The organism is Streptomyces sp. NPDC005962, assembly GCF_040629205.1.
GTDB lineage: Bacteria > Actinomycetota > Actinomycetes > Streptomycetales > Streptomycetaceae > Streptomyces.
The window spans coordinates 81,843-93,951 of record NZ_JBEXVE010000032.1 but is presented as its reverse complement, the minus strand read 5'-3'; the positions used below and the strand labels follow the sequence as shown (position 1 = coordinate 93,951).

9 protein-coding genes are annotated in these 12,109 nt (G+C 69.2%); 4 read left to right on the top strand and 5 right to left on the bottom strand.

What is annotated here, in order from left to right:
* Positions 1-22: 22 nt before the first annotated feature.
* On the bottom strand, positions 23-832 hold the full coding sequence (locus tag ABZ370_RS36310) for a class I SAM-dependent methyltransferase (RefSeq protein WP_358630141.1): 810 nt from the start codon (positions 830-832) through the stop codon (positions 23-25).
* A gap of 1,021 nt (positions 833-1,853) precedes the next feature.
* On the opposite strand from ABZ370_RS36310, the gene ABZ370_RS36305 reads away from it, so the two are divergent.
* Complete coding sequence (locus tag ABZ370_RS36305) at positions 1,854-1,979, top strand: hypothetical protein (RefSeq protein ID WP_358630138.1); 126 nt, start codon at positions 1,854-1,856, stop codon at positions 1,977-1,979.
* A gap of 1,370 nt (positions 1,980-3,349) precedes the next feature.
* On the opposite strand, the gene ABZ370_RS36300 is transcribed toward ABZ370_RS36305, so the two are convergent.
* Positions 3,350-3,982 (bottom strand): DUF6668 family protein, encoded by a 633-nt coding sequence (locus ABZ370_RS36300; RefSeq protein ID WP_358630135.1) that lies wholly within the window; start codon positions 3,980-3,982, stop codon positions 3,350-3,352.
* Between the two features lie 352 nt (positions 3,983-4,334).
* Between ABZ370_RS36300 and ABZ370_RS36295 the strand changes: the two genes are divergently transcribed.
* Positions 4,335-5,207: a hypothetical protein gene (locus ABZ370_RS36295; RefSeq protein ID WP_358630133.1), complete on the top strand. Its 873-nt coding sequence runs from the start codon at positions 4,335-4,337 to the stop codon at positions 5,205-5,207.
* A 14-nt stretch (positions 5,208-5,221) separates the two neighbouring features.
* Here the strand turns inward: ABZ370_RS36295 and ABZ370_RS36290 are convergent, their stop codons facing one another.
* The 3 genes from ABZ370_RS36290 to ABZ370_RS36280 form a co-directional block, all read right to left on the bottom strand.
* Complete coding sequence (locus tag ABZ370_RS36290) at positions 5,222-5,797, bottom strand: sigma-70 family RNA polymerase sigma factor (RefSeq protein WP_358630130.1); 576 nt, start codon at positions 5,795-5,797, stop codon at positions 5,222-5,224.
* A gap of 232 nt (positions 5,798-6,029) precedes the next feature.
* A complete protein-coding gene (locus tag ABZ370_RS36285; RefSeq protein WP_358630127.1) occupies positions 6,030-6,914 on the bottom strand; it encodes a hypothetical protein in 885 nt (294 codons plus the stop codon).
* A gap of 232 nt (positions 6,915-7,146) precedes the next feature.
* Positions 7,147-7,398 carry a transglycosylase SLT domain-containing protein gene (locus ABZ370_RS36280; protein WP_358630124.1) on the bottom strand — a complete coding sequence of 84 codons (252 nt, stop codon included), beginning with the start codon at positions 7,396-7,398 and terminating at the stop codon, positions 7,147-7,149.
* Positions 7,399-8,311: 913 nt separating this feature from the next.
* Between ABZ370_RS36280 and ABZ370_RS36275 the strand changes: the two genes are divergently transcribed.
* Entirely contained in the window at positions 8,312-10,102 is a 1,791-nt protein-coding gene (locus ABZ370_RS36275) for a sulfatase (RefSeq protein ID WP_358630121.1), read from the top strand.
* A gap of 540 nt (positions 10,103-10,642) precedes the next feature.
* Positions 10,643-11,806 carry an RICIN domain-containing protein gene (locus ABZ370_RS36270; protein ID WP_358630119.1) on the top strand — a complete coding sequence of 388 codons (1,164 nt, stop codon included), beginning with the start codon at positions 10,643-10,645 and terminating at the stop codon, positions 11,804-11,806.
* Positions 11,807-12,109 lie beyond the last annotated feature (303 nt).

Below are 12,109 nucleotides of genomic sequence, written 5' to 3'. Positions count from 1 at the left end.
GGTCCGGGGCGAAGTGTCGAGCTCAGGGAACGCGGGCCCAGGCGGCGGCCAGTTCGGGGCTCCAGCACATCGCACCTGCCTCCTTGAGCTCACGGGCTATCCGCTCGGCCACCGTATCGACGTCCACCTCGGCTTCGGTGACCTGGCCGTGCGCCAGCACCGCGGGGAGGAGGCTACGGACACAGCCCTCCATGTACTCCGGCATGACCGATTCGGCGGAGCCCGCCGACCCGGTGGCGGCCGCGCCCTCTACGGACAGGCCGGCATCACGCAGGATCGACGCGGTCTGCTCGCCGAGGTCCGGCGTGAGACCGGCAGCACGCAGCGCATCGATCATCCAGCCCATGCTCCTGGTGACCACCGGGGTCGGCGGCACGGAGCGGGTGCGGGTGAGATTGCACTCCTGGAAGGACACCACGCCACCGGTGCGGACGAGTCGGGACAGAGCGCGTATGGTCGCGGCCGGCTTTTCGAGGTGGAGCAGGATCAGCCTGCCGACCACCGCGTCGACCTGCTCGTCCAGCCGCAGGTCGGTCAGGTCCGCCTCGAGGTACGACACGTTGGTCAGGCCGGCGTCGGTGGCGCGGGCGCGGGCCGACTCCAGGATGGTCGGGTTCATGTCGACGCCGATCACCGCGCCGTCCGGCCCGACCAACTCGGCGAGCAGCATGCTCACGTCGCCCGCGCCGCAGCCGACGTCCAACACCCGCATACCCGAGGTGATCCCAGCCAGGCGGAACAGGTACGCGCTGTGCGGAGCGAGGATATGCGCCTGAAGCTGGAGCCGCTCGGTCTCGGCGGACGTACGGCCCATCACATAGCCGTCGGTCATGTCCCCACCCGTCCTGCCGCGGTGACAACCCCGTATGAACGACCTGAGCGGTTGAAGCCGCCGGACAACAAAGTCATCGGGGCGGCCGGCCCTGTGCCGAGAGCCGGCGTCAGCACCGATGACGCGCGTGGCACACGACGGCTGCCGAGACGGGAGGACATTGCACAACCTCCGTGAGGCATTGGTGGTTCCTTTGAGCGAAGTGGGTCTGCTTCCGGTCTGAGCAGACTGAACTCCGGACGTATCCGGTCGGCAAGCAAAACGTTCTTGCCGGGACATCGGTTCACCACCTTCCGCCCCCAGATGCCGACCTGGACGGATGAGGCGGAGGCGGTCGGCCTCGGGCGGCCCAGGGTCTTTCGCGGCGGTGAGACCGGCCATTGAACCGCTCCCGGTGTCCATCCGTTCGTGCTCTACACGTTGTCGCTCCGTGCAAGGGAGCGGATTAGCGAGAGACGCCGTGGCCACCGTGCGCCCCGGATCTCTCAGGTGGCTGTCGCCGCTTCCGATTCGAGGGGAATCACATGGCCTTGTTCGAGTATCCATCCGTGGCGGCTGGTTCCGCCCGTCCCCCCGTGGGCGACACGGGACGGATGATGCGGATGATGGCCGACCATGGGGGCCACCGCGGCCGCGGCGGAGTCGCTGGACCCTGGCTCGACGTTCCGGTTCCTGCGACCGTGCGCCTCGCTCGGCCTGGCCGCATCGACGGACGGGAAGCGGTTCGAGTGCACGTCCCTGCTCGACACCTTGCGCACCGACGAGCCCGGCTCCCCGCGTGATCTGGCGTTGTGGGGCGGTACCGAACGCACTGGCTGCCCTGGGGACGGCTGGCCGACGCAGGTACGCACCGGCACCGCCCCGGCACGCGCCGCCCTCGGCGCGCCGGTCTGGAACTCGTCAAGGCTGAGGCGCGCCCGGCGAACTGCGCACCGAAATGCGCAGCCTCGTTCTCCGACACATAGTCGAACAGGGGCGGGCCAACGTACAGCACTACCACAGCGCCTCGGGTGAACAGGTCGTGGCCATCGTCGACAGTGACATCCACGTCGAGCCCGACGCGGTGCGTGACGCAGTGAAGGCATACGCGGAACTCAAGGTCGACGAGCTCATCTTCATCCCGGCGCTCGCCGAAGTCGTCCGCTGAGCAGTGCTGTCCGGCGTCGCGGTGGGTGGTGAGGAGATCCCCGCACGTTTACGCGCCTGGGCGCACTCGATGGAAAGGGCCAAGAAATGAGGGTTATGTCGAGGTACCGACCTTGCTCGGAGATTACATTGGAAATTCTGAAGGGCGGGGAGATGACGCTTACCACGCCCACGACGCAGATATGGTGCACACCAAAAGAGACGGCCATGTGGATTGCGCTGCGTGAGCACAAGGGAAACCCCGAAGCAGCCGCTGATCGGCTCTCCGCCGCGTGGGGCTCAGGCGCGTTCAGCGTTTACGTGGAACTCATGGACCGGATAGAGAGGTGGCGTCATGCGGGTCTGCTCTCGCGAGAGGACATTCCGCTCTGAGCATCAGATGCGCGACGATCGCTTCCTCATGGCCCTGCCGAACAAGCGATGAGTCCGGTGGAGTCCTGACCGGGTGGGCGCCCGGTTCAGCGGTTGCGCCCCGCCCGTACAGACCAGCGCCTGGCCTGGTGAGTTGCCGACCCGGCGCCCGGCCCGCACGGGCGGGGCACGCCTCCAGGATGGCGAGGACCTCAAGTCCGGTCGCTGATCCGAGGGCGGATGGTACACCCGGAGCGCCGCCACGCCCTCGGCCACCTCGGCTCAGGTCTTCAGGCAGGCGCCACTGGTGGTCGTCGCGATCACCGCATGTGAAGAGCCTGAGGTTGGCGTGCGGGGACTTCTTGTCCGTCCTCGCCAGGTCCAGGCACGTGTCGCCGCTCTTCTGGTTGCGGATTCAGTACGTGCCGCCCGGGCGCTTGTCGAGCCACCAGAGCTGGTTGTCGATCTCTGCGCCGCCGCAGTGGTACTCCGTCACCGGTGTCCTGATCAGGACGGGACCTACGGCTGGTTCTTGATCAGCACCGGACCGCTGGGGACACCGGGGCCACCACCGGTCTTCAGGGGCTCCTTCGGCTTCGACCGCCGCGGTGTCCTCCGCCGCCGGCCGGTCGGGTGGGGGTCATGGCGCGCCCGCCGTCCGGCGTTCCACGGGCCCCCTCCGACGTCCCGCCCGCCCCGTCGGCGCCCCGCGCAACCCTCGTACTGCCCGCCCGTGCGCCGGCGATCTGTCCGTGAGCGCCGCCGTCCCGGTCCGTGGGCGCGTTCTCCTCCGCCCCCGCCCGCTCGGCGATGTACGCGTCGCGGCGCGCGCCGACGGTCTGGGTCCGGGGTCACCGTCCGCCAGTCGTCGGCGGCCAGGTAGCGCACGCTGATCTGACTGGTGGCCAGCAGGGCGCCGACGGGGGGTGCGCGCGTAGCAGCGCGCCACGTCCTCGCCCGCCACGGCCGGGCCCGCCGCCTTGGACGAGGGAAGGGCGACGGCGCCGTACAGGTCCCAGGTCACGCCCCTCCGGGGGGGGCGGTGGGCACCTCCTGCCGCTCGTCGGCCAGTTGGGGATAGACGTCGTGACCGTCGTCACCGCCCGCCGATGAACGCGGGGCAGGTCGTTGGCGCCGGGCGGTGCCTCTCCCCCGCCGATGTCGGGCACGCCCGAGGGCTGCGGGGACGTGGGCCAGGTACGGGGAGGCGTCCGTGACGGCGGCCAACAGGCTGGACAACTTGACACCTTCCTGGTCGAGTTGGGTGAGTCGGTTCAGGTCGCGCGCGAGGGACACGCACTCCTTGGGCGGTTCATACGTCTCGCCGAACCGCCAGGGCCCCACCCACGGGATTTCCCACAGCCGGGGCACAGCGCCGGAGACCAGCCGCACCCGGTTCCGCAGGATCCGGGGAAGCGGGCCGGGAGCGTCGGCCACGACGACCGGGCCCAGCAGATCGACGCCGGTGACCATGCGCGAGGCCCACTGCTGGGCGGCGTTCTGCGCGGCTTCGAGGCCGTGCGCGCTGGAGCGGGCGACCAGTACGACCCGCTCGGAGCCCCGGTGGCCGGCCAGGCGCGACCCGCGTCCCGGCCGCCGGGCACGGCACGCTCCAGCTTGCTGACACCCGCGCCGCCGTGCACGCCCAGCCACCACCACGCCAGCCCCGCGGCCGGGTGGCCGACAGCGCCCGCTCCGGCCGCGGCACTCCGGTGCACTGAGGTGCCGCCGGGCCGGTGAGTCCGGTCGTCACGCCGTGAACCGATTGCCGGGGTTTCCCGTTAGTGCCCCCGGAGAGCCCGGCTGCGGCAGCCAGGCATTGACCACCTGCGCATCCCCTGCCAAGGCATCTCCTTCGACCGCCGACACAACAGGCACCTCATACACATAAGTTGACAATCATCCGTAACCATCTCTTTCCTGGCTTAGAAAACGTAAGGATTGATTCACCCATGTCGGATCACAGGACCTTCCCGGAGGTCGCGGATCATTCGGGGTGCCGCAGATGAACGGCCGTCCCGGCCGCGCGGGACCGGCGACGCCGGTCAGGGGATGCGCCAGCGAACCGGACGGCACCATATGGCACCTGACCATCTCGTCCGACGGAGAGGTGGGCGAGGCCCCGGGTGGTGGGCCGCGCGCCGCGGCGTCGAAGAAGCGCCGCGCGAAACGCCCGGAGACGGCGGCGGGCACCGAGCCGGCGGCAGCGGTCTCCGGCGTCTCCGGGTCCGGACCCCGCACCCGCTCAGGGGCCGGAGCGCACCCTGATTCCCTGTCCCGGGTGGCGGAGTCCCTGTCCCAGGTGACGGACCACCTCGAGGCGGGCCGTATCGACCAGGCCACCAGCCTCGTCGCGCAACTCGACGAGCAGGCCGCGAGCGCCCTCGGGGTCTCCCACCCCGACGCACTGCGCATCCGCGAGGTCCGGGCCCGGGTCACCGCCCTTGCCGGGGATCCGGTCGGCGGCGTCCGGTTGTACCGCGACGTGGCCGAGCGCTGGTACTACCAAGGGGACGGCGAGCAAGCCGAGTCGATGGCGGGCCGAGCCGAAACGCTGTGGCGGCAGATCACCGACCCGGAGCAAGCGCTGTCCGCCGGTGACGCCGTGATCCGTATGCGCAACCAGATCCCGGGCAGCGCCGGTCACGCGCTCACCGCCACCCTGGAACACCGGGCGTGGCTGCTGGAGGCCCACACGGCCCACGATGCACCCCACGCGTCCCATGCACCCCATGCACCCCATGCACCCAGTGCCCACGACGCGAACGGGGCGGGGACGCGGGAACCCTCCGTGGCGGTAGAATCGCCCGAACCGCCAAGTCCCCGTCCCGTCCTGACCTGGGAGCGGCCCGCGGTACGGGACCGGCCGACCGGCTGAGCGAAGATCCCGCGTCACGCCGCGGACGGGTAGGCCCACGGAGGCTTCTCACCGACCTCGTCGTCGGCGCTCTCGACGAGGCCCATGGCCAGCCGCAGGGCGCGTACCGCGTGATACGTCCGCGACTTGACGGTGCCCGGCGGAATACCGAGCAACTTGCCCGTCTCCTGCGTCGACCTGCCGGAGTAGTACGTCTCGTACAGCACTTCCCGGTGCTTGGGCGACAGTTGCCGGAAAGCCTCCCTGATAAGCAAGGAGGTAAGCAACCTGTCCACGTCGTCGGGCCGGGTCACCAAGTCGTCCAGCCAGTCGTTGCCACTGACCTCCTGGGGGCGCGTCATGCGCAACCGGTAGTCGTCGACGACGAGGTTGCGGGCCACCCTGAACAGCCACGGCCGAATCGGCCGGTCGGTGTTCAGGTCCTGCGTGCGCCAGCAGCGCAGCAGCGTCTCCTGCACCACGTCCTCGGCCCGGTATCGGTCACCGCCCAACAGCCGTACCACGTAGGCGTACAGAGGCCCCGCCTGCTCGTCGTAGAGCGTGTGCAGCGCGCGTTCCCGGGCGCTCTCCGCCCCCGAAGAACCAATCATGGTCCAACTCACGTTCGTACTACTCCCTCGATGCGTGACCTCGTCGAGGTCAGGCCGCCAAGCAGGGCTCGGAGGCCGCGATTCGGGGCGAGTGTTTCGAGCGGAGTTCCACATCGCTTTGACGTTCGATTGACAGACGGAACAGTCGATTCCGGTGATCCGGAAGGCGGGATACCGCAGCGGCGGGGCGGCTCTTCCGCCACATTCACGCCGCTGACCTGCGTGTTCCCTCTCAGGTTGCTCCGGTTTCTGGCGTGGCGGTCGCGGCGGAGAGGGCGTGTATACGGCGTTTGACGTCGCGCACCAATGTGACGTCCCCCGCGGCATCACGGCCCTGTTCCGCAAGCCCGGACCACACGGCGAGCAGCTCCCGGCCGTAGTCAGCGGCGGACGCCGGGTCGTCGATCAGCCGCCAGGCGGCAAACGCGCGCATCAGCTCCTCATGGGCGCGTGGATCACCCTGCCGGTGGCGGACCCGCGCGAGTTCGAGACACATGGCGGTCGCGGCGGAGTAATTCCCGCACCGGTGCGCCGTAAACGCCTTCAGCGCGTGTGCTTCGAGAGTGAAAGGGTGCTCGTCGCCGAAGGTGCGGGCCGCGTGTTCCCGCAGCCCCGAGGCGAGCGCCACCGCGCGTTCGAGGGCGCCGGTATCCACGGCACGGGTGATGTGCGCGACGAGGACGGCGAGTTCGTCCGGCACCCGTGTGCCCCCGTGGGCGGACCATGTGCCATCGGCGAACGATCCGGCGGGCGGCGGTTCGGCGGGCGGCGGTTCGGCGGACGACTGCCGCTCCGTCCCGGCCCCCTCCGGGTCACTCCCGTGCCGCAGTATCCGGCTCGAACCGTCGGGGGCGACCTCGATGCGGGTGACGTCCCCCTCCCGCCGGTTGTCGATCACCGCCTCGACGGGTCCGCCCCGGGCCCGCGCGTGTCGCTGCAGCGCGTCGAGCACGGCGATGTGGAGCGGTTCGCCGTCCGGTACACAGAAGGGTTCACCGTCGAGGTTCGCAGTGCCATCTCGGCGTATCAGCACCTCGATGGGGAACGGCGACCGCCGCGATGTGCCGTCGTGTGCGTCGTGGTCCTGCCGGACCCGGTCAGGCCGCTCGCTGGGCATGGCGTCGCTCCTCGCTGTACTGGTCACTGACGGCCCGGGGGATACGACGACCCGCTGGGAATCGGCCGTGGGCTCATGCTGGGGTGCTCCTCCCCGTCCGGCGGTTTCATGGCACCGGAGTACAGGGCGAACGAGCTCCTGACGCCCATGACGTAACCGTTCGCCGGGGATCCCGCCGGAATACCCTTCGCACCCTTGATCGTGTCAAGGCCGATGTCGTACGCGGCCAGGGTCAGGTCGAGAGGGTCGCCGTTGACCTGATCGGTGTCCAGGAGCGTGTCAGGCCCGAGGTCTTGTCGTTGTCGTTCTCGTCCTCGCCCCATTTTTTGAACGTGTCCGGCGGCACCTGGGAGATGCCCTCGGCGCCGTTGATGCCGACCAGTTCCTTGTTCCACCCGGACTCCTGCTGGATCTGCGAGGCGATGACGACGGGGCCGATCTGTGAGCACAGGTCCCCGATTCCCGTAGCTGCCCGACGGACCACCGCGAGCCCCGCATGCCGCAACGGGCACAGCGGCACATCAGTTCAATGCGAATCCGTCGCGTTACGTGACACGAGGGAAGGAGTGGACACACATGGGCGTCCCTTCGGCGCTGTCCGGCGGCCCGCAGTTGTGGGCCCGCGGACCGACCACGAAGCAGGCTGCCCCGGCCCCGGCCGGTGCCGACCGCACCATCGGGGCGCTCGGCACCGGCCGATGCGACGATGCGCGCGGGTGTGACCACCGCCGAGCGGATGGGCGACCGACTCGACCCGCCGATGACCGCGGCACCAGCTCCGTACGGGCGGTGAGCGTGGTGCCCATCACCGGCAGCTCACCACGCTCGGCACCTTCCAGGAGCGCCCGCTGGGACAGCGCGGCCCGGGGCCGGGTCGTACAGGCCGGGCTCCGGTCCGGGAGGGCATCCAACGGCTTACCCGTCCGCCCGTCCTCCTGCACCACCCCCTCAAGCTGCCAGCCGGTGGGGAGGAGGCATCAGTGCCTGCGCGCCGGCGTCACCGCGCGCACCAGCCACTCGCCGAGACCGGGCGCCCCCACGGGATTCACCGGTCGCGGCTCAGACGGTCACCACGGAAGCCCCCGCCCACCGTTCAGCCGATCCCGTCCGGCGGCATCGCGGCCACTCATGTTCCCGAAGAGGGTTGAACCGAGTCCGCGCTCGCCCCGTAGTAGCGACCGACGAAAACCGCACGCGGAGGAGACCCCGACTCCAAAGGAGCGGGCCATCTCCGTTCGACTTGCAGGTTCCAAGATTGGTTGAGATACGGCTTCTGAGCACAAGATGTGAGCCGAGTCTGAGCACAAGAGGTGAACGTAAAGGCGGTTCCCGTGAGAGACACACGACCTGCCCGATCGGGCCTATCTCCACGGACGGGTGTTTTGGATACCGGACCCATGAAAGCCACGATCACCGCGAAGACCGCGGCGAAGACCGAGAGGGGTACGGCGGGAAGGCGCCGACGCTCGGGGGTCTCCGTACCAACCACCGTACTCAGCCTGCTTCTTCTGCTGCCGGCCGCCACGGGGTGCGTCAGCGTCCAGGACGAACCGGAGGCCGAGAAGAAGCGGCCCAACGTGCTGATGGTGATGACCGACGACCAGTGGCTCGAGTCGATGAGAGTCATGTCCGAAACCCGGAAGCTACTGGGCGACGAAGGCGTCACCTTTGACCGCTACCACCCGTCATCACCTCTGTGCTGTCCCTCACGGTCGACCTATCTGAGCGGGCAGTTCGCGCACAACAACGGCGTACGGCACAACTCCGCCCCGCAGGGCGGCTACGACAAGCTCAACGAGAAAAAGACGCTGCCGGTGTGGATGCAGAAGGCCGGCTATGTCACCTCGCACATCGGCAAGTACCCCAATGGTTACGGCGTAAAGGACCCGAAGCACGTGCCGCCCGGCTGGGACGAGTGGCGCGGCGCGATCGATCCGACCACGTACAGGATGTGGGGCTACCAGCTCAACGAGAACGGGAAGCTGCACACCTACGGGAAGCCCGGCGAGGAGGACCCGAAGCTCTACCAGACCGATGTGTACCGTGACAAAGGCGTCGACTTCATCAAACGCAAGGCCGAAGGAGACAAGCCCTTCTTCCTGAGTCTCGCCTTTCTCGCACCGCACAGCGAGATTCTGCCGAATAGGGAGAAGGTGAACTCGGGAGACCACCCGGAATCCGGGCAGACGCCGCATCCGGGCGTCGGGCCGTCCCCGCGTCCGGGCGTCGGGGATGCCCCCCGTCCGGCGCCTCGCCACAAGGGCGAGTTCGCGAACGAGAGGCTGCCCGAGAACCCCGCGTACAACGAGAGCGACATGCGGGACAAGCCACTGTTTCTCCAGAAGCGCCCGAATCTGGACAGCGAGACCACCGCGCGCATCACCGAGAGCTACCGGGGACGGCTGGAATCGCTGCTGGCCGTCGACGAGGCCGTGGAGAAGCTGATGAGCACGCTCAAGTCCACTGGTCAACTGGACAACACCTATGTGCTGTTCGCCGCCGACAACGGATTCTTCTTCGGCGAGCACCGCGTACCGACGGGAAAGTTCCTTCCGCACGGCGCGTCGGGACAGGTGCCCATGCTGCTGCGCGGCCCCGGCATCGACGCGGGGCAGCACTCGAAGGAACTCACCAGCAACGTCGATCTGGCCGCCACCATCTCGGACATCGGCGGCGCGGACCCGGACCTCGCACTCGACGGACGGTCACTCCTGCCGTACGGGCGTGATCCCCGCAAGAGCAGCGGCAGGCCGGTGCTTCAGGAGATCGCGGAAGGTGCCCGCAGCACACCGGTGGCTCCCCCGGGCCCCGTCAAGCCCCCGGCCGGGGGGCCGCCGAACGACGACGTCTCCGCGGGCCGGGCCGCGGCTGCCGGGGACCTCGACATGGATGGCCCCGCCTCGTCCACCCCTCAGTCGCCGGGGAAGAAGCGGATGGACGGCAAGGGGGAAGAACTTTCCGCGGCATACGAGGCAATCCGCATCGGCGACTATCTCTACGTCCGCTACAGCGCCGGCGGCCGGGAACTGTACGACCTGGCTGTCGATCCGCACGAATTGAGCTCACGCCACAACGATCCCCGTTACAAGAAGGTCCGCACATTCCTCGACCAACAGCTGGACAAGCTGCAAGGGTGCGTGGGCCAGGAGTGCCGGGAGGAAATACCACAGCCTCCCGAGCCCGAGTGAGCCGCCGTTCTCCAGCAACGCCAGATCCTGAAACGCACCCCGGTATGTGCACCGGATGAATATCGGTAGGGACCTCAATGAGCCCGGATGGGCAACCAGCCAGCTCCGCCGGTAGGGCGCCGAGCAAGGCGTTCGCCCTGCCGCGGCTCTGGTCTCCCTCGATCCGCTTCCCTGTCAGCTTCTGTCCACACTGTAACTGTCCCCACGGTGTCAGACTCACCGCCGGCACCAGGAGGAGAATCCATGTCCGATCAGCACAAACCCGGTGAGGCGGAGGCGCTACCCGGCCGCCCCACCGCCGAACCCTCGTCGCGTGAGCGACGACAGGCCTCACCCGATTCGTCCGAGCGGTCGTCGACTCCGTCGGACGCGGCGTCCGTCGCGCGGAGCCTCATCGGCCGGCGCTTCGGAGGGCGATCCGGTGGGCCCGACCGCCCTACGGCAGCGAACGCGGCCGGGGAGGGCGACGAAGAGGGCGGCGCGAGCCGCCGAAGTGAACATGGTGGCCAGACGCGGGACGCCGACGACGACACCGGGCCAATGAGTTTGCTGGGCAGGAGCACCACCCGCGCGGCCACCACCGGGGAGCCGTCCGCGGCCACTGCCGCCGAAAAGGGCGAGACCACCGCGAAGCCGGACGGCGACGCGCGGGGCACGGACACGATACGTACGGAGACGAGCACCGCCTCGGCGAGCACGAACGCCGACGGCAAGAGCGGCGAGTCCGCCGCCGAGGGTCAGGCCGGTGCCGGAAAGGCCCGTGGGACCAAGGCGAAGGGCGTCGCGTCCGGCGCCGGACAGGGAGCGGTCCCCGTGGCCCCCACCGCCGCCGCGGCAGGGGACGGCGGAGGGCCCGACGACCGGCACGGCGACCTCTCCGGCCGTCCCAGGAAGCCCATACTGGCGGGTGCCGCCCTGGGGGGCGTCCTCCTCATAGCCGTGCCGCTGCTCGTCATGGGGATGGGCTCGAAGGAGGACAACGACCGGAAGAGGACGACCAACGCCGCGGCCGACACCGTCCTGGAGGAGGACGGCTCCCGCGCGGGCGCGTTCGTCGAGAAGTCGCCATCGCCGTCCGAGCAGCCCGCGGAGAAGGAGAAGGAGAAGGAGAAGGAGAAGGATTCCGCTCCGCCCAAGCCCACCGCGGACTCGTCGCCCGGCAAGGAGGAGCCGCAGAAAGAGGCGGAGCCCGCCAAGACCCAGAAGCCGTACCGGGCACTACCGCCCACGATGCCGATGCTCACGCAACGGGTGCTCATCAAGAACCGGGCGAACGGAACCTGCGCCGCCCCGCCCGGCCCGGGCGCCGACGACGCCCCGGTCCGCCACTTGGCGTGCAACAGCAAGCCGGACGGCAACCAGCTGTGGGACCTGGAGAAGAAGCTCTCCAAGGCCGGCCCCGGCGGCAAGGACCTCTTCGCCATCCGGAACGTGTCGGACAACCGGTGCATGGACCTGCCCGGCTCCGGGCCCGTGGGCCCCTCAACGCCCGTGACCGAGTTCCGGTGCAAGACCACCACCGATGACAACCAGCTCTGGTGGGCGGACAAGAAGGCCGACGGCCGCTTCTGGATCCGCAACTACGCCAGCAACCAGATGTGCCTGGACTCGTTCGATACGAACGACAAAAACCGGAAACTGCAGATCTACCCGTGCGCGGCGGAGGACACCAACAACCACGAGTGGTTCTTCACCAAGTCCTGACGCGGCCCCGCGCCACCCTCAACGGTCCGCCTCTCCCCGCTGCGGGGAGAGGCGGACCGTGACCGTCATCCGAGGCCCTCCCGCCTGTTACCGGAAGGTCCACTTCTCCTCACCGCCCTCCTTCGCGGGGCTCTCGCTCGCCTTGGGGCGGGGGTTCCGAAGAGTCCTCGGGCTTGCCGCAGGGGCGGTGCGGTCGGGGCGCGTCGGGAACGTCACCCCGGGGGTGGGGTCCCTCTCCTCGGCGGTTTCCTGTCGTCGTCGCGCCCGATGAGGAACGCCGGCGGTACGGCGATGAGCAGCACA